A 19,892-nucleotide genomic window follows, 5' to 3' on the forward strand; every position below is an offset into this window, starting at 1 on the left:
ACGATTTATGTTCACAGGTTTAAAGGCTTTTCCGTCCCATCTTCGCTAAGGATGTCTATCCTGCGGCGGGCGTCTTGAAGGAACTCAAAACACCTCCTGGCTATTATAACTCCCTCTTCATAGACATTGAGGGCCTCTTCGAGAGGTAGATCGTCCCTTTCCAATCTAGCAACTATTACCTCTAGCTTCGACAGGTCTTCAGTAAATGACAACTACAGCACCTCCAGCGCCTTTCTTTTACTATGTTGCTTCTATCCTACCGTCCATGATACAATGCTCGAGCTCAGTTGTCGCCACAAGCGGAGGGAGGGAAACGAATGTCCAGGATCTGCGATTGCTGCGGGAGAGGGCCACAGACGGGCAATGCCGTCAGCCACTCTAATCGTCACACCCGCCGCCGTTGGCTAATCAACTTAAGGACCGTGCGGGTGGACCTGGGTTGCGGTGAGACCCGCCGACTCAAGGTCTGTACCAAGTGTCTCCGTTCCGGTGTAGTTCGTAGGGCCGTCTAGGACGGCCCTTTTTCTCTGTGTTGTTACGCCCCATGATCCCATTGGGTTCCCCCTCTTCAGTGGCTTCGGTAGATAATTGACAGCCTTAAGGGGTGCGGATCAAACTCAACTCGTGCGTGTTTTTTAACTAACGCCATTGAAGGTATGCGATCAAAACGCCAGTTCTAGAGAATACGTAGACCCTGCGGGATGTTGGCTTATTGCTGATTGCGAAGGGCAGACATTTTCTTAAAAGGGCATCCTGAAGCTCCCATTTAACCCCTCCTATGCTTACCCCCGAGCAATCTTCCAATGGCAGCAACGATATGTTCTTAGGCATGCCATGAGGATTAAACTCCAAGGAAATCTTCTCTTCCCCTCTCAATATGAAAGCCATTTCCCGATGATCTACCATGCCAACTGGCACAACCCCACGGGCATAGCAGAAGCTCATCATAGAGCTCATTAGGTGATCCAGCCTTCCCCCGAACGCAACCAGTTGCTAACACTGGGACTGCTTCTCCCTGCGATAATGAACTTATCTTAGATGCCCTCTCTAGCGCCAATTGAAAGTCCGTAAGATCCTTATCCACCGGGTGAACATCCATGGGAACTCCTAGCCTCTGGGCCCAGTTTAAGGCCTCTGAATGGACGCTATCCATATCACCCAAGACCATAGACGGTCTCCAGCACACCCGTTTGCAAGACTCTAGCCCCTTGTCCACCGCCCAAAGCTCCCAACCCAAGTTTTTAAGGTCCTCAAGTAAGAAAGGAGATGGCTTCCTGCCTCCAAGAACCATTACAACTCCTCGTGTAGATCCATCATCCTCTGAATGGGGCAAGGGTGCATTCAGACGCAACCCTACGGATGGAAAATTGAATATCATTATCTAATCCCCTCTGGCCTCCCTAAGTATTTCCATGGCGCTATCCTCGTCAACCAGTATTTCCCTCGGCCTTGCCCCATCCGGCGGGCCCACGATGCCGAGCTGCTCCATGGTGTCTATGAGACGAGCTCCTCTGGTAAAGCCCACCCTAAGCCTCCTTTGCAGGCTGCTGGCAGATGCTACCCCGGAAGAGAGGACAATGCGTATCGCCTCCTCGAGCAACGGATCGTCCAGGCTAGCATCTCCGCTTGAGTTACCGTTTTCTTGATCTTCTATGTCTATAACTTGAGGCTCGCCAAAAGTTGATACCAAGTGGTCAAGCCATCGGCTTATATAGATCTCGTCTATCCAAGGGGCCTGAAGCCTTATCGGCTTAGGGAATCTTGAGGAAAGGAACAACATGTCCCCTTTCCCAAGTAGCTTTTCGGCTCCTGCAGAATCCAATATGGTCCTTGAGTCCGCTTGGCTTGGTAACGAGAACGCCACCCTAGCAGGCACGTTAGCCTTTATAAGGCCTGTTATCACGTTAACAGATGGCCTCTGAGTAGCTAAAATCAGATGTATGCCCGTGGCCCTGGCCATCTGAGCCAAGCGGCATATGTAGTCTTCAACTTCCCTTGGGGCGGTCATCATAAGATCCGCTAACTCATCCACCACCACTACCACCTGCGGTAACCTCTCCGCGGGAAGTACCTTTTTGTTATATGCCAATAGATTCCTTACCTTAAATCGTGAGAAGGTGTCGTAGCGGTTCTCCATCTCTCGAATGCACCAAGCCAGTGCCTGAACCGCCTTTTTTGAATCCACAACCGGTTTGGTCAATATGTGAGGCAAGCGGTCGTATATGGCCATCTCAACCCGTTTAGGATCTATTAGTATCAGTCTAAGATCCGATGGGGGCTTTGACGAGCAAAGTCCTACTATACATGAGTTTATGAAAACGCTCTTCCCGGAGCCGGTCGTTCCGGCTACCAAAAGATGGGGAAGGTCCTCAAGGAATGACACCATGGGGGATCCGTCTATGGAAACCCCTAACGGCAAGGGAAGATCCCCCCTAGGCCTTGAAAACGCCTCGGACTCCATTACCTCTCGGAGTGACACGGACCTTCTCTCTGGGTTGGGTATTTCAACCCCTACGTACGGTTTGCCAGGGATTGGCGCCTCTATGCGAAGGCTTGGAACGGCCAAAGCCAAAGCAAGATCGTTAGCAAGGGATGCCACCTTACTTACCTTGATACCCGGGGCGAGTTGGATCCTGAACTGGATCACCGTGGGCCCTATCTGGGTCTCTCCAAGCTCGGCTTCCACCCCGAAGTCCCTCAGTGAAGATAATATCCTATCTGCCATGACATCCATCTGCTCCTGATCCAGATCATCGTCCCGGTGATTCGGAGGACCGATTATATCCAGAGGTGGTGGGAACAGCCCTGGTTTGATCGGTTCTGCCGATAAGGAAGGATCCACTTCATCGTTGCTCAGGTTATCAGCTTGAACATCCTCCAATGTCCCCTCCTCTAGGAGAAAAGGGTTGTCCGATTCGATGCTCCGACCTCCCATGTAATCTCCCGCAGTCTCATAACCTTCTTCCTCGGAGCAAAGTGGCGCGGCAGAGTTCTTAAAATCATCAGAGCCTGTGAGTCCTTGCTCTTTGTTGCTTTTGGTGGGGGTGGTAATCCTCAATAGTATGTTTAACGCTCTAAAACGATCCTTGGACCAAGCTGTTGCATTGGCTAAGATCATGGCTATGAAGTTCATAACCTCTGATGGGGATTCCCCACTGAATGCACCTACGGTTATTAGACAGCACAGCAACCCTAGTAACGTAGCCCCAAAGGGCCCCAGAAGGTGAAACGCCCTTAGCCCTATGGATCGGCCTAAAAACCCGGAAAGCTCCAGAAGCCTTTTGTGTCCGAAAGCCTCGGACCACATGGCGAGCATTAGAGCTAGACTTATGGTTAGCGATAAAGCCCCTAGGGCCTGTCCCCGGATGTTGGGGACTTGATATCTAAAGAGCCTTGCCCATGATGCGTAAGCCATGAAAAGTATGGGTACTATTATCGAGATACCAACGTGATCTATCATCCAATTCCTAACGGCCCTTCCCAGATCTCCGGTCCAAGCGGTGAAAAGGGAGGCCCCAAGGAAAAGGGATAGTAAAAATGATAGGATTGCTAGCCAATCCCAAACCCAGTCATCAAGCTTTATAAGCGTGATCAGAGATTTAAGCCACCCTTCCTTTCGGGCGGAATAGGTCCTGCTATTTCTCATGGCGATTCCTCACATGCTCGTCGAACGTCTCCGAAAATCGGTGACTTCCACCTTCCCCAAGCCTAAAGAAGAGAAACTTTGAGCTGGCGGGGGCTAACGCAGCGCTCCATGATTGGATCCCCGGTATTCCTATAGGCCCAGGAGGCAATCCCCTCTGGATGTATGTATTATAGGGTGATGTTACCTTAAGGTCGTCAAAAGAGAGGTGCGTTTTCTTCTCTCCCCTTAACTTCCAAGCGTAAACCACGGTTGCACAGGATTGTAGGGGCATGCCCTTGTTAAGCCTATTTACAAAAACCGATGCCATCAGGGGCCTTTCCCTATCAAGCTTGGCCTCCCTCTCCACTATTGATGCCAGGGTCGCCGTAGATAGGGCACGGTCCTTTGTTAGCCCCGTGTGATGTGTCCCAACCCGCTCCCACCAAGCCTTTGAAGCCAACCTGATGAGCCTTCGGACCGTCTCATCCCCGTACCCTACGAAATAAGTATCAGGGGCCAGGAAAGCGATCCTGTCCCAAGGTTCATCTGGAAGAATAGGCCTAACCGGGGGGAAGAAGGCTTCATCATCCTTAAGGGCTAATTCCCAGGTCCTTAGGTCGAAGAACTTAAGAAGGTCGATGCGATCGTAACCCGGTATTATGGTTATCTGTCTTCCTTCAGGGAATGCCATCTTTAACCGCATGGCTACCTCCCAAGGTGAGCCGGGTTCAATCCTGTAGGATCCGGGCTTTATGCTCCGGTCAAAACCAAGCCGCTTCATCCAACCAAGTAGTTCCGTATCGTTGGAGACTATGCCAGCATTAAAGAGGATCCTCGCCACATCTTTTGCAGAACTCCCCTGGGGTATCTCCACGGTTATAGCAGCGGATCCCCCCGGGGGCATGCGATACCAATTCTCAGATGGCACAACAAAAGATAGCCCCACCAAAAACCCAAGGAACAGGATCACTCCTAGGGATAAAAAAAGCCACTCCTTTCCCCTCAATAAAGAAAGCCCCTTTCGCAAAGTAGAATAGGTTTATCATTATACACTAATGTTCCGTATCCATATATACATGACTTAACTAGTTTAATGCTTGACTTGTCGAGGTCGCCCATGGTATAAGCAACCAAATTTTACGAAGAGAGGTGAAGCCGGTGCATATCATGTCATTACTTCGCAATCTAAAGATGTGCTCCACAACCTCTCAGGCACTCAATACGGAGGCTTTAGGTTATCGTTTTTCTTCCCACTCAGGTTCCCTCTCTTGGTCCTCTTCAAATTCTGGAGAGGATACGGTTGGATCATACATCGTACCTGGGCCCCCGATATAGATGAAATCCCGTGATAGAGCTAAATTTAGCAGATTAGAGGGTTATCTTTAGCGGGGGAGGCTGCTACGAACCTCCCCCGCTCTTTTTAAAGATTCGCTTCTTGATATCAAACCCCTCTGTAATGGAGCTTTTATTTGGCTCTAGAGGGGTTAAAAGAGGAGGTAGATAAAATTGAGAATGCTATTAACCCCAGGACCAGTTGAAGTCCCCTTTGACGTATCTATTCGCGGCAGCATGCGGATGATATCCCACAGGGGGCCTGAGTTCTCCAGCCTCTATTCTGACCTGCTTCACCAATTATCCCGTCTCTTTGAGGTTGAAGAGCCTCCAATCCCGATACCTGGATCAGGTACGGGAGCGTTGGACGCTCTTTGCGGGAACTTGATATCCCCGGGTGATAGGGTCATATCAATATCTTGCGGATTCTTCGGCGAAAGATTCCGTGAGATAGCGTCAAGGTGCGGGGCTTCCCTGGAGATCATAGACGTACCCTGGGGGGAATCGTTGGAGGTCCACCACCTGTTAGAAGCGTTGGAACGTTTCCCAAACGCGAGGGCAATACTTCTGACCCACAATGAGACGTCCACTGGGGTGCTTAACCCGGTAGAAGATCTGGCGGGATCTGTTCCTAAGGATGGGCCATTGATACTTTTGGATGCGGTAAGCTCCGCAGGGGCTATGCCTTGCCTTCCCGAAAGGTGGGGCATTGATGGTGTAGCCGCCTCTTCACAGAAGGGATTGATGGCCCCCCCGGGGGTCGGATTGGTATGGCTATCCAAGCGGGCTTGGAGTAGAGCCCAAGAGGTACGGTGCCCTTCCTACTCCATGGATTTGAAGTTATATAAGAAAAACTTAACCGATGCTCCGGAAACTCCATACACTCCCCCGGTATCCCTGTATGCCCAGCTACTAAAGGGGGTTGAGATCATCCTTAGTTCTGGCAAGGAAGAATGGTGGAAAAGTCGGGCCCGCATTTCTAGGGCCCTATGCGCTGCCGTGGAAGCAATGGGATTGGACCTCTTGGTTAAATCCCCAAACAGGAGATCCCCTGGCTTAACCGCTATAAAAATGCCCCCTAATCTAGCCAATGGAGTTCGCTCAAGTCTAAAGGGCATGGGGCTTCAAGTGGCGGGAGGGCAAGGGGGGCTTAAGGACAGCCTCATCAGAATTGCCCATTATACGGATATGGACTGGCCGGAGGTTTGCATGATCATAGGATCCCTATGGAGAGCCTTAAATGATCTTGGAGTAAGGGCCGATGTCGGCTGTGCCCTTGAAACGGCGAATAAGATTATGAGCGAGAGGTGAGTTGCCGTGTGGAAGGTCTTGGTTACCGAATCGATCCATGAGGAAGGCCTTAAAATCCTGCGAGACGCCGCAGATGTGACCCTGGTTGAAAGGGTTGGTATATCCAAGGAGGAGTTTTTGGCAGAACTTGCAGACGCGGATGCCTTGCTAACTAGGAGCGGCACCGCCATAGATGTCCACGTGCTTGAATCGGCGCCCAAGCTTAAGGTGGTAGCAAGAGCAGGGGTTGGGGTGGATAACGTAGACCTTATGGAGGCAAGCAAGAGGGGTATTGTAGTGATAAACGCCCCTACGGGTAACACCCTGTCTGCAGCGGATCACACTATGGCCCTCATGTTAAGCCTCGTACGAAGGGTGCCACAGGCTCATGCCTCCATCTTGGCGGGCAAATGGGATAGAAAGAGCTTCATGGGGCACCAGCTTCATGCTAAAAAGCTCTTCATCATAGGTTTGGGGAAGATCGGTAGCCAAGTGGCTATCAGGGGAAGGGCTTTTGGCATGGAGGTTTACGCATATGATCCCTACGTGCCGGAGGTTAAGATGGATAACCTTGGGGTAGCACGGGTTGATAGCCTTGAAGATGGGCTTGCTATCGCAGATGTGGTGACAATTCATGTCCCTCTAACTGATGAGACCAGGGGAATGTTGGACGAAAATCGCATAAGAACCGTTAAGCGAGGGGCTTACCTGATAAACTGCGCAAGAGGCGGCTTGATGGATGAGGTCGCTTGCTACAACGCGCTAAAAGATGGAAGGTTATCAGGGGTGGCCATAGATGTATATGGGCATGAGCCGGTTAGCAGTGACCATCCTATTTTAAGCGAGGACGTTAGAGACAGGGTGGTATTGACCCCGCATATAGGGGCCAATACTTTCGAGGCCCAATCGGCAGTCGCCAGGATAGCTGCACAAAATCTGCTGGCGGCGTTAAGAGGTGAACCGTATGAGCATGCGGTCAACCTGCCATTTATGAAGCATCGGCTATCAGACTTGAAAAAAAAGTTCCTGGCCTTATCTAGAAACCTCGGCATACTGGGCACCCATATGGCGGATCTAACAAAAGGGGCCGTGAAATCCTGCAGCTTGGTGCTCAGAGGGCCTGTATTTCAAGAGGAAGATGAGCCGATAAAGTTCGATGCACCATTTAGATTGAAACCCTACACCGTGGCTTTCCTTAAGGGGCTTCTGGAGGTACGGCATGGAGCTGAGGTTAACTATATGATAGCCCCGCTTATTGCCCGGGATAAGGGCATAGATATCGAGGAGGGCACGGGAGAATCCAACACCTATAGGAACGTCATAGAAGTGGTCATAACCACAGAGAAGGGTTCCGTCCGGCTTATGGGAACAGTTACAGAGGAAGGCAGACAAAGGGTGGTTAGAATAAACGATTACTGGCTCGATCTGATACCTTCGGGCAAGATTTTGCTATTCCAGAACCACGATAGGCCTGGTGTAATAGGCAAGGTGGGGACTTTGCTTGGCAGGGCCAACGTCAACATAGCGAACTTCGCTTTAGGTAGAAAGAATGAGAGCGGCCTTGCCCTAGCAGCGATGCAGATAGATCAAGACCTTAGCGAAGACCTGCTCAAAACCCTCAGAGAGGATGTGGACCTCATCTGGGCCACCACGGTCTCGTTGAAGGAGGATCTGTGATGAATCTAGTCTTGATTAGGCATGGTCAGACCGATTGGAACAGAGAGGGTCGATTTCAAGGGAGGATTGACGTACCCCTTAACGAAGTTGGTTCTCAAGAGGCATTGGCTTTAGCATCTAGGTTGAGAGATGTCAATGTAGATCTGATAGTCTCAAGCCCCTTAAGCAGGGCATTGAAAACCGCTGAGGCCTTAGCCCAGTTGAATATGGGCATGCCGGATTTGGAGATTTGGGAGGACCTTGCAGAAATAAACCACGGCGATTGGGAGGGGTTGCTTTTCGAAGAAGTCCTCGCGAAGTGGCCCGACCTCCTGCGCCTTTGGAGGATTCGTCCGTCAGAGGTCACCATGCCAAACGGGGAGAACCTTGATCAAGTTGCCCAAAGGGCAAATAGGGCTATCGGGGTTACTAAAGACAGATTATCTACTAAGGATGGAACCGTGTGTCTAGTAACCCATGACGCGGTTATAAAGGTCATCCTTTGCAACGTCTTACAGGCCCCCTTGGACTCGTTTTGGCGGTTTATAATACCCAACGCAAGCCTTACGGTGATAAGGTTTATCGAAGGTATCCCCAAGCTGGCCCTCTTGGGAGATTCAAATCACCTTAACAGGGGATTTGTCTTTTCAGAGCAGAGGGGGTTGTGATCCTGCTCTCGGGCTGAGATTTTTTTAACTCCAAGTATCAAAGCCATCTTCGGACAGGCAGCTTAACGTAGGGGATCTCAAGATCGCTTAGTGGTTTAGGTGTATCAGTAGTGCCGCTAAACCTAAGCGATGTCTTGATGATCCCCTTAACGTCTGGATATAGGACTAGGCCATCAAGTTCATCTAGGGGTATCCAACATACCTCGTTTGCAGAAGTCTCTTCAGGATTAAGATGTGGGATCCCGCCTGTTATGGTACAGGAGAAGAGCACGTGGAGGGTAGGCACTTTGTTACCCATGGGTCCTCCCTGGGCCAGCGCTAAAATGGGGCCAACGGATACGGAGATGTCCAGTTCCTCTAGTAACTCTCTAATGAGTGCACAGTCCAGCCACTCGCCATCATCTACTCCGCCGCCGGGGATGCAATAGACATCACCTCCCCCGTGACGATAGCGCATTAACAGCAGCCCCTCGGGGCCTGTTATTATTCCTCCGACCCTTATCTTCAAGTGCATCACCCCCATAAGGAAACTACGACGCAAACCCTATTAACCATCCCGGTTGCGTCGTAGTTTAGCATTACTTTCATAGATGTTTATATAGGGGTTATGCCTTATATGCCCAGCTTTTGGGCTAAGAGCTCCTCCACTTCCGCCCCAATCTTGGCTACCTTATCAAGGCATGTCCTTACGCTATCCTCACAGGTCCTTACGAAGTCCTGGTCGTCTATGCCTGGCAGGTTGATGAAAACGTTGTAAGCCGCCGCCTTAGCCGCTGCCCGTGCCAAAAGGGCGGCGGTGCCAGCGTCGGTTACCGCGTTGGGATTCCCACTCCTCGCAGCTTCGAGGGCTATCTCTGCCAGCGCTTCACAGCTCCTCAGGGTTGCCAGAGGAACCATAGCGGTTCTCTTAGAGGCCTCTGCGATCGCCTGTGCCCTTGCGGCCTTTTCTTGATCCGTATCCTTAGGCATTTTCCTAGCCGCCATAAACTGATTGAAGGATTCCGTGTCCTCTTCCATTAGCTCCAAGAACTTCTTGTTAAGAGCCAACCCGTCGGAAATCACCTTCTCCATCACATCCCAGGACTCTTTGTACTTTTCCTTGCCAACGGTAAGCCGTGCCACCATCGTTGCCAACGCTCCACCGAGGGCTCCGCAGAGGGCCGCAACGCTACCTCCGCCAGGGGCAGGGGAATCGGACGCTAATTCTTCAACAAACGATTTAACCGTCATATCTTGAAGACTCATTATGGCTAATCCTCCCAGAAGATTTTTTAGTGCTGTAACCCTAATTGGGGGCTATACCACTTTCTCTCCCCGCTTGTAAACTTCAAGCACCGAGTTAGCCCCAACATGGTAGGCCATGGTAGCCGGGGTCTTCCCATCCAACACCACGAAATCCGCCAGTTTCCCCTCCTCTAGGGATCCTACCAGGTGTCCCATGCCTATCGCATGAGCAGCGTTTAACGTACAGCCAACCAATGCCTCCTCCACTGACATGCCCATATTCATCACCGCAAGGCCAAAGACAAACTGCATGGACTCGCAGAAGCATGACCCAGGGTTACAATCGGTGGCTAGAGCCACTGGCACCCCAAGCTCGATCATCCTGCGGGCCCTTGCATATGGTTTTTTGAGGCTGTAAGCGGTCGCAGGAAGGAGTACAGCTATGACTCCTGCTTCTGCCATGGCATTCAAACCCTCATCGGAAGCGGCCAAGAGATGCTCTGCGGATAAAGTACGGAGTTCTGCTGCAAGAGAAGCTCCGCCTAAATCATGCACCTCATCGGCATGGATCTTAAGTTCGAACCCGTTGCTCCTCGCACATGACAATATCCTGCGGGACTGATCAACCGAGAACACACCATCCTCACAGAACACGTCGCAGAAGCGAGCTATGCCCTGCTCTGCAGCGGCGGGTATCACCTCGCCGCATAACAGGTCCACGAACTTATCCGGGTTGTTCCTAAAGTCCTCGGGCACCGCATGAGCCCCCATAAAAGTTGCAACCACGTCTAAATGGGTTTCTTTCCCAACCCGGTTTATGACGCTGAGCATCCTAAGCTCCGATTCAGTATCCAATCCATAGCCGCTTTTTATCTCCACAGTGGTGGTTCCGTGTTTAAGGGCATTGATGGCGTTCGTCTTGGTTACCTCGTATAGATCTTGATCGCTCGAGGTTCTAACTGCCCTCACGGACGATAATATCCCTCCGCCGGACCTCAATATCTCAAGATATGGGACCCCATGCAACCTCTTGGAAAACTCTTCTTCCCTCCTCGAGGCGAAACACATGTGAGTGTGGGGATCGACTAAACCTGGTATCACACATTTGCCATGGAGGTTTATCTCTTGATTGACCTCAAGGGAGGAAGCATAGGCAAGCACTTCCTCCTCCGGTCCCACCATTTCAATTATCCCATCTCTACAGAGGATAGCCCCCAGTTCTATCTCCCGAATCCTTCCCTGTTCCACCCCCCGCAGGGGAGCAGTTCCAGCTTGGGGAGTGTATATCCTAGCGTTACGAAAGAGCTTTACGGTCATTTCAAACCCTCTCCCATCAGCTTGAGCAACCTAAGCTCTATAACCTGCTGGGGATCAAAATCGGCCACTTGCATATAATAGGCTGCGCTATCCAAGATGGCTCCAGCGGGTATCATGCCGTATATCTCAGTCTCCACAACTGGCACGCCGTAGCGCTTGGCCTCCATCCTTATGGTCTCAAGCACCCGGTAAAGGGAGTTCTTCTCGTAATCCACCAGGTTCATGCTAACCTGTACCATGCCCTTATCCTCCAAGGCCACTCCTATGCCCTTCACGTGACAGAACCCTCCGCTGGATGCCCTCACGTAGGATGCTATCTTCTTGGCCACATCCAAGTTGGTGGTCCCCAAGTTTACATTAAAAGCAACCAAGAACTTCCTAGCCCCTATGACGGTGGCCCCAGCGGTGGGGTGAAGTGCCGGTCCCCCTACATCAGGTTGCCTCTCGGGATTACTGACTGCCTCGTCCTTTAACGCTTCATATTGTCCCTTCCTTATGACCTCCAGTTTCTTGCGATCCGGTTTCAATGCGGCATCCTCGTAATAGTAGACGGGGATACCGGTAGCCTCATGGTATCGTCTGCCAAACCCCCTGGCCAACTCCACACATTCCTCCATGGTTATGCCTGAGATCGGGGTAAACGGGATAACATCCACCGCACCAATCCTCGGATGTGCCCCTTTATGGTTGTTCATATCTATGTGAGATTGAGCGATCTTAGCGGACTCTATGATGGCTTCCTGAAGAGAATCGGGATCCCCTACCAGGCTGACGACTAAGCGGTTATGGTCCTCATCAGCTCTATAATCGAAGAGATAAACCCCTTGCCTGTTCTTGAAAGGCTCCACTATGGCCTCTATAACTTCTTTCCTGCGACCTTCGCTGTAGTTGGGTACACATTCCACAAAGGCTTTTTCCAACTTTGATACCTCCCAACGATTTGGTTTCTTCAGTGCCTAATGCACTAGTCCAGCGGGCCTATGACGGACTCAACCGCCTCTAAGATAGCTCCTTCATTCACCAATGACAAGGCTTCACATATCATGGGATGTATGTAGGCGTCCTTCTCCATGAATGGTATCCTCCTCCTGATGCAGCTGTAGGCTGCCTTTGTTCCTCTTCCCGGGTTGAGGGGCATGGAGAAGTCAAGTCCCTGGGCTGCGGTAAGGAGCTCTATAGCCACCACCTTTCTTGTGTTCTCCAATATATTGCGTCCTTTCCTGGCCGCATAGGTACCCATGGAGACATGATCCTCCTGGTTTGCTGAGGTGGGTATGGAATCCACCGATGAGGGGTGAGCAAGGACCTTGTTCTCCGATACGATCGACGCGGCGGTGTATTGGGGTATCATGAATCCGCTGTTGACGCCGCTATCCTTGACTAAGAAGGGCGGTAGCCCAGACAGCTTATGATCTACAAGGCGGGCTATCCTGCGCTCCGATATGTTGGCTATCTCAGCCACAGCTATCCCGAAGAAGTCCATAGCTATAGCCATGGGCTGGCCATGGAAGTTGCCGCCGCTTATGGCCTCGTCATCGGATGGGAATATGAGGGGGTTGTCCGTTACGGAATTTATCTCGATCTCCACCTTCTGCCTAACGTACTCCACAGCATCCCTGCTTGCTCCATGCACCTGGGGAATACAGCGTAGTGAATAGGCGTCCTGCACCCGGTTACCCTTGTATTTCTCCACGATCTCGCTTCCTTCAATGAGACGCCTCATGTTAGACGCCACGATCCTTTGTCCCAAATGAGGACGCAGATCGTGGGTACGCTTATCAAAGGCATAGGGAACCCCATGGAGGGCCTCCAAGGATACCGCGGCGGTGATGTCCGCAGTCTTTAAGAGGGCCTGGGCATCAACAACACATAGTGCCGCAATGGCAGTCATCACCGTAGTGCCGTTGTTCAAAGCCAACCCCTCTTTAGGGCCAAGCTCTATGGGGCTAAGAGACACTTCGTTAAGAGCCTCCATGGTAGGCATCCTGCGGCCCTTGAAGAAGACCTCCCCTTCCCCTAGTAGGGTAATTGCCAGGTGAGATAGCGGGCATAGATCTCCGCTGGCTCCAACCGAGCCCTGCGAGGGTATCACCGGGTGTATTCCAAGGTTAAGGTAATTAACCAGCTGCATTAGGGTTGGAAGGCTTATTCCAGAAAACCCCCTGGTTAGGGTATTGATCCTAAGTAGCATTATGGCCCTCACCAGGTCCTCCGGGAAGGGGTCCCCCGTACCGCAGGCATGGCTCAGTAACAGATTGCGCTGCAGCAGTTGGCTCTTGTCTGATGGTATAGAAACGTTGGCTAAATCACCAAACCCAGTGGTTATGCCATATACCACCCTTCCTTGATCGACCCACTTGCTTACCGCTTTAGAACCTCTTTCAACAAACGCCACGGCGGAAGGGTCAAGCGCAACCTGCCAACCGTACCTCGCAACCCCAACCACATCCTCCAGAGTCAAGCCATGACCATTGAGCTCCACTACCCTATTAGCCATCTCTAAAACCCCCTTGGAAGACCTTTGACCACATTGGGAGCAGGGTATAAATTCTAAGCGTTCAGGGAAGCGCTATCCCCACCTTAGATCCGCATAAGCCGCAATTTCCCAATGTGTCTAAATAATTAGCTACCACATTATAGCCCATCCTGACAATTATGTCTTCGCCACAATTGGGACATTTGGTAACGTTCAGGGCCCTTTCAGGAATGTTGCCTACGTATACATTAAATAGGTGTTCCCTTGCAATCTCCACAAAGCGGTCTATTTCAGTTACTGGGATAGGCCTTGTCTTCATCAAGTAGGCAGGATGGTATGCAGATATGTGTAGAGGGATCAATCTGGAGAGACCGGTAATCCAACGAACCATTTTCTCAAATTCAACATGGTTTGAAAGGCCTGGAACCAAGAGATGGGTTATCTCCACATGAACCCCCATGGAGATCAATGCCTCCACGGATTTGACCACGCTGCTAATGTCTCCGCCGACATGATCATATCCTTCCTTGGAGAACGCTTTGACGTCCACGTTTGCACCGTCAATCAACCCCTTAAGCTCATAAAGGGGGGGCAAATTAACGGTGCCGTTGGTCACCAACACTGTGGCCAAACCCCTTGCCTTCAAATAACCACAGGCTTTAATAAGATACTCCATGTGGACAAGAGGTTCGTTGTAAGTAAAGGCCACTGCGGATACCCCAGCCTCGATGGCTAGACTCTCAATATCTGGAGGGGATAGCGCTAATAACTTGCCATCGTAGCGACCGTCACTTATTTGCGATATTTGGTGATTCTGACAGAAAGGACACTTCAGATTACACCCTATGCTCCCGAGGGATAGGATTAAGCTTCCAGGACGCCAGTGATACAGGGGCTTCTTCTCCACCGGATCCACTGCAACACCGGAGAAAAAGCCGGAAAAGGGGGAACGCAGGGCACCCCCTTTAAAGCACCGGACGCCACAATAACCCCACCTGCCCTCGGTTAGAAAGCAACGATGGAAACACAGGTTGCACCGGCAACCATCTCGCTCTGGTGACCAAAAGGAGGCCTCCTGTAGATCATCAAGGCTCTTTGTATCTACGTACGGTAAATCGCTGGATTTTGACCTCCTCATGGTCCCCGATCCCAGCCTTTCTTTTGGCTATGCTAAGCTGATCTTGAACCGTGTCAACTCCATTGATGTCCGGCAAAAGGACACCGCGCCTTCTGCCCGCCCGCACTACCACACCATAAACCTTTGGATTTAGATCTTCTATAGAAGCATCTTCCAAAGGGGACAAGACGTCAACGGATATTTTCAAGTTAGGAAGTTCTTCCGGTTTGACCGGGGAAAACCTTGGATCCTCAAAAGCAGCGGCAGCAGCGTTGTTGGCTATCTCAAGGGCAATGGAAGGTCTTGTCGGCTCAATGGTTCCGATACACCCCCTAAGCTGGCCATTTAGAGTATAAAGGGACACGAAACAGCCACTTCTTTGGTCCCATACCTCCTTGCCACCGCCTGCGGACCTCACCAGAATGGGTATATCGGGCAGCCTGTTGTCCAAGAGGTCCATAAGGACAAGTCTGGCAAAATCCACATAGTGATGAATGTCCTTAGGTCTCAGGACCGCCACCGCATACCCTACTCCAAAGGGCCCCTCATAAGACAACACCCTCAGCGGTTGCTGGGCCATCCCAATGAATGCCAACACGCTATTAAGTCCACATTGTCCTGCTTCATATAGCTGCTCTTCACCCAAACGGAGAAGAGCTGATGGATCCCCACTGGAGAGTGCTTCTATAACCATATTGTCAAAGACGTTCCCAAAGGGGCTAAAACCACATGGGGCATCTGGGCTTAAACGATGGGATAGGTCCCCGCTGAAAAGAATTCCAAAGTCAGCTTTATTTGAATCAAGTTCATCCCTGAGACGCCTACCAAGATCATATGATTGGGCTGGAGAAAGCCCCACGGGGTTTAAGGGGACGATTTTGGCCGGTCGTCTGCCATATCCCTCCAATAGCGCTAGAGGCACGAAGGTGCCGTGATCCAAAAGCCTGGTCTTGCTGTCAATTTTCGCTGGAATATCCGCCCCAGCCATAAACCCCAAGAGATCCTGGGCGAAAAGCGAATTCCCTACGTATTGATTGGAGACTTCGGGGGCAGAGAACTTGGAAAGATCACCGCTATACATGTCCAAACTGCCCACGATCAGGTGACCTGGAAGGTAGGTGAAGTGCGGAGACATGATAATGGCGGTTTCATCCTTAAAGTAAGGAAGGAGCATCCCAAGCCTTTTGATTCCCCAAAGGGTTTTCTCCGCCTCCAACTCCCTTCCCCGCCCAACCTGAGGCACCAAGATGGGCGGATGCGGCATAAGACAAGCCCATTTAATCAAAGCGAATCACCTCCTAGGGTGATGGGATCTTCCTTTTTTCCCCGCCTAAGCAACAAGAGTCATCGGACCATTTGCAATTCTTGCTCCCCGCTCACCTTACAAGATTAACATGGCATCACCAAACGAGAAAAACCTATACCTTTTGCTAACCGCTTCCTTGTAAGCATTCATAACGTTGTGATACCCAGCAAATGCAACCACCAACATTAAAAGGGTGCTCCTAGGTAGGTGAAAGTTAGTCACAAGGCCATCTACTACTTTAAACTGAAAACCCGGCCTTATGAAAAGGTTTGTCGAGAAACTCCTTCCCTTTATCCCGTTCAATCCAAATGATTCGAGCGTTCTAACCACGGTGGTCCCCACTGCAATAACCCGGCCCCCCTTTGACTTGGTGGCTGCTATCAACTCTGCGGTGGACTCGGGAACCGAACATACCTCTTGATGCATGATGTGGGCTGATGCCCTCTCCGTTTTTACTGGTCTAAAGGTCCCTATCCCAACGTCAAGCGTTACGAAAGATGTTCTAACCCCTTTATCATTGAGGCTCCTAATAAGCTCCTCTGTGAAGTGAAGGCCTGCGGTTGGTGCTGCTACGGATCTTTCTTTGCAGGGGTCACAGTAGATGGTTTGGTACCTGTTTTCATCAACCGCATCGTTCTCAATGTAGGGAGGGAGAGGGACATCCCCGAGCCTGTTAGCTATATCCCTTCCGTTACAGTTAGGGAACCTGACCAGCCTTAGCCCATCCCCTATCCTATCCTCCACTATCGCCATATCCGCTTCGGAGTCGGAGAATAGCACGCAAGTCCCATGAGGCACCTTCCTGCCAGGCTTTACCAGCGCCTGCCACAGGGTACCTTCCTCATCCAATGGGGACAGCAAGAAAACCTCTACCTTTCCTGAGGACGGCTTACGCCCCAAGAGCCGGGACTTCATCACCCTGGTATCGTTTAGAACCAGCAGGTCTCCGGGTAGAAGGTAATCCTTAACATCTCGGAAGATCCTATGATCAATGGATCCCCCTGTCCTGGGTAGCACCATTAGCCGAGAAGAGTCCCTGGGCTCAACCGGGCTCTGGGCTATCAACTCCTCCGGCAGTTGGTAATCATAAGAATCCATCAGATCTAGATCCAACAAAGTTCTAACGCCTCCCAAGATGTGTACCGGGGAAGTAGTACATCAATATTTGTTCAAAGTTCCAACCGTACTCCGCCATGGTCTTTGCACCCCATTGAGACATGCCCACCCCATGTCCCCAGCCCTGGCCCTCAAGGACCCAAGAGTTGCTGCCGGATGCACGTCTTATCGTGGGCGAGGATGTCGCGACGGCGGTACGATTATCATCGTCGTTCCCCTTCCTGGATGTTCCACCCTGTGTCCTGGCCTCCCCCATCTTCTTATACATCTCCCTCTTGGAGGGGTTCATTATCATGTCAAATACCTCATCCTTTGAGAACAGCCCATCCTCAACCATCTCCACTAGAGGATCTGTTTCGTATGATACGTCCGTCTTCCCCTTCACATCCGCTTCAATTGGCCTGTCCACCGTAGAATTGTCTGGGGTGTCCATTTTTCCGTTTATGGTAAAGTTCGTGCTCCTTACGACCGATGTCCCCAAGGCCATCCTAAAGGCATGTCCGGAAAGCCTAACCGTACCGGCGGAGCCCTTTATGTCCATGGCGGTTATTCGACCGCCTTTGTCCCTGGTTACAACCCTTATTCCGATGATGTTACCTACCCAGCGGTTTATGCGTTTAAGTGCGCTTTCGATCTGGCTGGAGGACAAAACCGTCTTCCAGCTGGAATAAGGACTTCTGTACTGGAAGGGCTCCGGCCTTGATAAAAGGTATGGAACACGTCCTCCCCATACGTCTGACGCAGCAGCGGTAATGCCGCCACTGTCCGAGTGAAAAGGGGTTATCGCAAGGGATGATCCGTACATCAGGACAACGCCGGAGGTATTGAATACTGCCTGATCAGATCTTGGGCTCTCTCCGTTTCGTCCTCTGTAAACCTGGCAATGGAGCGATGAACAGATGTCAAAGCCATCACTCATGTGTCTTCCCAGATTCCTAAGGGCATAAGTACGGGCCACTACCGCTTGAGCCTTCAAGAACTCCATAGGCCACTCAGGATTCGCCTCAACTTTCATGATGCCCCTTACATAGTCCTCTAGTTCTACCACGTTAACGACGTTAAACCCCCTGCCTACTCTTGAGGGGATTAGCTCAATGCTTCCTCTATAGCCAATGGGACCAAATGAGAGGTTATCTCCATATATCTTTACGGGAAAACTCAAGAACCTTCCTTGAACCCAAACACCGCCATCCCCCACAGAAACCGAGGTTCTACCAGATAAGGGCACAGAGATACCAGATGAATCGGTCATACTACCCACTCCACCTAAAGTACCATTGACAACGTTTAAGGCAACACCCACCCTAAGTAGGGTCTGGGCCTCTAGTCTAGAACCCAAAGAACAAATTAAGACAGCAATCGCCCATACCCGAAACACTTTTAAGCGGCTTGTTTTACCCAATATTTACGTCCTCCCTTGCAATTATTCCGCAAAAGGTAGCTTTCTCTAGTTCTACGATTGCATAGAAAAATAAACTTAATATATCATCGGCCAATAATTCGATAGATCACATTAAGCAAAATTGACAGCACAAGACTAAATACAAGCATGCTTCCCAATGGTGCAAAGAAAGTAAAGTTCTTTCTGGTAATAACTATATCCCCTGGAAGTTTCCCAATGGGTAGGTTGAATTTTGAAAGCCCTAAGACGATAAGACCCACAAAGAGGAACACCACACCTATCAAGACAAACGCCTTGCCTAAATTCCACATGATGGTCAATCCTCCTCAACAAGCATGAGTTGCTGAAACTTGGGAGAAGGTTGAAGTCCAAGATAGCTATACGTTCCCCTGGTAGCCCTCCTACCCCTAGGGGTCCTTTCCAATAGCCCCTTTTGGATGAGAAACGGCTCATATATATCCTCTATGGTCTGAGGATCTTCATTGAGGGCCGCTGCCAAGGTTGATAGGCCCACGGGACCCCCGTCAAAGAGCTCCACCAAAGCTCTTAAAAACTTCCTATCCCCATCATCAAGGCCTTCCTTGTCAACTCCAAGCATGTCTAAGGCCTCTCTAGCTACATTGACATCTACAACCCCAACTCCTCGTACCGCAGCCACATCCCTGACCCGTCTTAACAACCTTAACGCAACCCTCGGGGTGCCACGGGACCTCATCCCTATTTCCATCGATGCCTCTTCATCTATCTGAACTCCAAGTACAGAAGCCCCACGACGTACTATGGCAGTAAGCTCCTTAGGGGTATATAACTCCATCTGCTCTACTATCCCAAAACGTGCCCTAAGGGGGGAAGTCAACAAACCAAGTCTGGTAGTTGCCCCCACCAGCGTAAAGGGGGGAAGTTGAAGCTTTATGCTCCTTGCCATGGGACCTTTACCTACGACTATATTCAAAAAGAAGTCCTCCATAGCAGAATAGAGCACCTCTTCCACCACCGATGGGAGCCTGTGTATTTCGTCTATGAAAAGCACGTCGTTGGGTCTTAGGTTTGATAGTATGGAGGCCAGATCTCCGGCACGCTCTATGGCTGGACCAGTGGTGACACGAAGATCACCACCCATTTCCTTTGCTATTATGTTCGCCATCGTGGTCTTCCCAAGACCAGGCGGGCCGTAGAATAGACAATGATCCAAGGGCTCCCCCCTACCCTTGGATGCAGATATGAATATCCTTAGCTTTTCTTTAATCGCCTCTTGCCCCACGAATGAATCAAGGCTTTCGGGCCTTATGGATCTAACAACCGTGGCGTCCGTATCGTCCCCGTTCTTTAAACGATGCATAAGCTTATCTTCAGCGCTCATAGG

20 protein-coding genes are annotated in these 19,892 nt (G+C 50.8%); 4 read left to right on the forward strand and 16 right to left on the reverse strand.

The window, feature by feature from the left end; translation table 11 throughout:
• Positions 1–11 precede the first annotated feature (11 nt).
• Positions 12–212, reverse strand: a complete 201-nt coding sequence (xseB, locus tag THEVEDRAFT_RS04485; RefSeq protein ID WP_006583526.1) for an exodeoxyribonuclease VII small subunit — start codon at positions 210–212, stop codon at positions 12–14.
• Between the two features lie 105 nt (positions 213–317).
• On the opposite strand from xseB, the gene rpmB reads away from it, so the two are divergent.
• A complete protein-coding gene (gene rpmB, locus THEVEDRAFT_RS09340; RefSeq protein ID WP_006583527.1) occupies positions 318–512 on the forward strand; it encodes a 50S ribosomal protein L28 in 195 nt (64 codons plus the stop codon).
• Between the two features lie 127 nt (positions 513–639).
• Here the strand turns inward: rpmB and THEVEDRAFT_RS10310 are convergent, their stop codons facing one another.
• The 4 genes from THEVEDRAFT_RS10310 to mltG all read right to left on the reverse strand — a co-directional run bounded on the left by THEVEDRAFT_RS10310 (position 640) and on the right by mltG (position 4,595).
• A complete protein-coding gene (locus THEVEDRAFT_RS10310; RefSeq protein WP_083830701.1) occupies positions 640–957 on the reverse strand; it encodes a motility associated factor glycosyltransferase family protein in 318 nt (105 codons plus the stop codon).
• Complete coding sequence (locus THEVEDRAFT_RS09345; protein WP_172634029.1) at positions 842–1,291, reverse strand: motility associated factor glycosyltransferase family protein; 450 nt, start codon at positions 1,289–1,291, stop codon at positions 842–844. Before THEVEDRAFT_RS09345 ends, THEVEDRAFT_RS10310 begins: the two co-directional genes overlap by 116 nt.
• 90 nt (positions 1,292–1,381) lie before the next feature.
• Positions 1,382–3,646 carry an FtsK/SpoIIIE family DNA translocase gene (locus tag THEVEDRAFT_RS09155; protein ID WP_006583529.1) on the reverse strand — a complete coding sequence of 755 codons (2,265 nt, stop codon included), beginning with the start codon at positions 3,644–3,646 and terminating at the stop codon, positions 1,382–1,384.
• Positions 3,636–4,595, reverse strand: coding sequence for an endolytic transglycosylase MltG (mltG, locus tag THEVEDRAFT_RS04500; RefSeq protein ID WP_245522740.1), 960 nt, complete (start codon positions 4,593–4,595; stop codon positions 3,636–3,638). The genes THEVEDRAFT_RS09155 and mltG overlap by 11 nt, the downstream gene beginning before the upstream one ends.
• Before the next feature lie 605 nt (positions 4,596–5,200).
• Here mltG and THEVEDRAFT_RS04505 point away from each other — a divergent pair.
• The 3 genes from THEVEDRAFT_RS04505 to THEVEDRAFT_RS04515 are packed head-to-tail and all read left to right on the forward strand — an operon-like array spanning position 5,201 to position 8,571.
• Complete coding sequence (locus tag THEVEDRAFT_RS04505) at positions 5,201–6,268, forward strand: pyridoxal-phosphate-dependent aminotransferase family protein (RefSeq protein ID WP_245522758.1); 1,068 nt, start codon at positions 5,201–5,203, stop codon at positions 6,266–6,268.
• A 6-nt stretch (positions 6,269–6,274) separates the two neighbouring features.
• On the forward strand, positions 6,275–7,924 hold the full coding sequence (gene serA, locus THEVEDRAFT_RS04510) for a phosphoglycerate dehydrogenase (protein WP_006583532.1): 1,650 nt from the start codon (positions 6,275–6,277) through the stop codon (positions 7,922–7,924).
• Positions 7,924–8,571: a histidine phosphatase family protein gene (locus tag THEVEDRAFT_RS04515; RefSeq protein ID WP_006583533.1), complete on the forward strand. Its 648-nt coding sequence runs from the start codon at positions 7,924–7,926 to the stop codon at positions 8,569–8,571. Before serA ends, THEVEDRAFT_RS04515 begins: the two co-directional genes overlap by 1 nt.
• A 37-nt stretch (positions 8,572–8,608) precedes the next feature.
• Here the strand turns inward: THEVEDRAFT_RS04515 and THEVEDRAFT_RS04520 are convergent, their stop codons facing one another.
• From THEVEDRAFT_RS04520 to ruvB, 11 genes are all read right to left on the reverse strand, one after another.
• Positions 8,609–9,079: an NUDIX domain-containing protein gene (locus tag THEVEDRAFT_RS04520; protein ID WP_006583534.1), complete on the reverse strand. Its 471-nt coding sequence runs from the start codon at positions 9,077–9,079 to the stop codon at positions 8,609–8,611.
• Between the two features lie 104 nt (positions 9,080–9,183).
• Positions 9,184–9,816, reverse strand: a complete 633-nt coding sequence (locus tag THEVEDRAFT_RS04525; protein ID WP_006583535.1) for a cyclodeaminase/cyclohydrolase family protein — start codon at positions 9,814–9,816, stop codon at positions 9,184–9,186.
• Positions 9,817–9,867: 51 nt separating this feature from the next.
• Positions 9,868–11,112 carry an imidazolonepropionase gene (hutI, locus tag THEVEDRAFT_RS04530; protein WP_006583536.1) on the reverse strand — a complete coding sequence of 415 codons (1,245 nt, stop codon included), beginning with the start codon at positions 11,110–11,112 and terminating at the stop codon, positions 9,868–9,870.
• Positions 11,109–12,032: a glutamate formimidoyltransferase gene (ftcD, locus tag THEVEDRAFT_RS04535; RefSeq protein ID WP_006583537.1), complete on the reverse strand. Its 924-nt coding sequence runs from the start codon at positions 12,030–12,032 to the stop codon at positions 11,109–11,111. Before ftcD ends, hutI begins: the two co-directional genes overlap by 4 nt.
• A 44-nt stretch (positions 12,033–12,076) precedes the next feature.
• The gene (hutH, locus tag THEVEDRAFT_RS04540; protein ID WP_006583538.1) at positions 12,077–13,609 is read right to left on the reverse strand and encodes a histidine ammonia-lyase; all 1,533 of its coding nucleotides are present in this window, start codon (positions 13,607–13,609) and stop codon (positions 12,077–12,079) included.
• A gap of 61 nt (positions 13,610–13,670) precedes the next feature.
• On the reverse strand, positions 13,671–14,726 hold the full coding sequence (amrS, locus tag THEVEDRAFT_RS04545) for an AmmeMemoRadiSam system radical SAM enzyme (protein ID WP_006583539.1): 1,056 nt from the start codon (positions 14,724–14,726) through the stop codon (positions 13,671–13,673).
• The gene (gene amrA / locus THEVEDRAFT_RS04550) at positions 14,674–15,969 is read right to left on the reverse strand and encodes an AmmeMemoRadiSam system protein A (RefSeq protein ID WP_281054561.1); all 1,296 of its coding nucleotides are present in this window, start codon (positions 15,967–15,969) and stop codon (positions 14,674–14,676) included. The genes amrS and amrA overlap by 53 nt, the downstream gene beginning before the upstream one ends.
• 117 nt (positions 15,970–16,086) lie before the next feature.
• Positions 16,087–17,127 carry a tRNA preQ1(34) S-adenosylmethionine ribosyltransferase-isomerase QueA gene (queA, locus tag THEVEDRAFT_RS04555; RefSeq protein WP_006583541.1) on the reverse strand — a complete coding sequence of 347 codons (1,041 nt, stop codon included), beginning with the start codon at positions 17,125–17,127 and terminating at the stop codon, positions 16,087–16,089.
• 4 nt (positions 17,128–17,131) lie between these two features.
• Positions 17,132–18,379 carry a SpoIID/LytB domain-containing protein gene (locus THEVEDRAFT_RS04560; RefSeq protein ID WP_083830703.1) on the reverse strand — a complete coding sequence of 416 codons (1,248 nt, stop codon included), beginning with the start codon at positions 18,377–18,379 and terminating at the stop codon, positions 17,132–17,134.
• 233 nt (positions 18,380–18,612) lie between these two features.
• Entirely contained in the window at positions 18,613–18,840 is a 228-nt protein-coding gene (locus tag THEVEDRAFT_RS04565; RefSeq protein ID WP_006583543.1) for a DUF2905 domain-containing protein, read from the reverse strand.
• Between the two features lie 5 nt (positions 18,841–18,845).
• On the reverse strand, positions 18,846–19,889 hold the full coding sequence (ruvB, locus tag THEVEDRAFT_RS04570; protein ID WP_006583544.1) for a Holliday junction branch migration DNA helicase RuvB: 1,044 nt from the start codon (positions 19,887–19,889) through the stop codon (positions 18,846–18,848).
• Positions 19,890–19,892: the final 3 nt, after the last annotated feature.

This window comes from Thermanaerovibrio velox DSM 12556 (assembly GCF_000237825.1).
GTDB classification, from domain to species: Bacteria; Synergistota; Synergistia; order Synergistales; family Synergistaceae; genus Thermanaerovibrio; species Thermanaerovibrio velox.

Bases quoted from the DNA above. Each gene is read 5' to 3' on its own strand.
- rpmB (WP_006583527.1), top strand. From the start codon at position 318: ATGTCCAGGATCTGCGATTGCTGCGGGAGAGGGCCACAGACGGGCAAT.
- THEVEDRAFT_RS10310 (WP_083830701.1), bottom strand. From the start codon at position 957: ATGAGCTCTATGATGAGCTTCTGCTATGCCCGTGGGGTTGTGCCAGTT.
- THEVEDRAFT_RS09345 (WP_172634029.1), bottom strand. From the start codon at position 1,291: ATGGTTCTTGGAGGCAGGAAGCCATCTCCTTTCTTACTTGAGGACCTT.
- THEVEDRAFT_RS09155 (WP_006583529.1), bottom strand. From the start codon at position 3,646: ATGAGAAATAGCAGGACCTATTCCGCCCGAAAGGAAGGGTGGCTTAAA.
- THEVEDRAFT_RS04505 (WP_245522758.1), top strand. From the start codon at position 5,201: ATGATATCCCACAGGGGGCCTGAGTTCTCCAGCCTCTATTCTGACCTG.
- THEVEDRAFT_RS04515 (WP_006583533.1), top strand. From the start codon at position 7,924: ATGAATCTAGTCTTGATTAGGCATGGTCAGACCGATTGGAACAGAGAG.
- THEVEDRAFT_RS04525 (WP_006583535.1), bottom strand. From the start codon at position 9,816: ATGAGTCTTCAAGATATGACGGTTAAATCGTTTGTTGAAGAATTAGCG.
- hutI (WP_006583536.1), bottom strand. From the start codon at position 11,112: ATGACCGTAAAGCTCTTTCGTAACGCTAGGATATACACTCCCCAAGCT.
- hutH (WP_006583538.1), bottom strand. From the start codon at position 13,609: ATGGCTAATAGGGTAGTGGAGCTCAATGGTCATGGCTTGACTCTGGAG.
- amrS (WP_006583539.1), bottom strand. From the start codon at position 14,726: ATGAGGAGGTCAAAATCCAGCGATTTACCGTACGTAGATACAAAGAGC.
- amrA (WP_281054561.1), bottom strand. From the start codon at position 15,969: ATGCCGCATCCGCCCATCTTGGTGCCTCAGGTTGGGCGGGGAAGGGAG.
- THEVEDRAFT_RS04560 (WP_083830703.1), bottom strand. From the start codon at position 18,379: ATGACCGATTCATCTGGTATCTCTGTGCCCTTATCTGGTAGAACCTCG.
- THEVEDRAFT_RS04565 (WP_006583543.1), bottom strand. From the start codon at position 18,840: ATGTGGAATTTAGGCAAGGCGTTTGTCTTGATAGGTGTGGTGTTCCTC.
- ruvB (WP_006583544.1), bottom strand. From the start codon at position 19,889: ATGAGCGCTGAAGATAAGCTTATGCATCGTTTAAAGAACGGGGACGAT.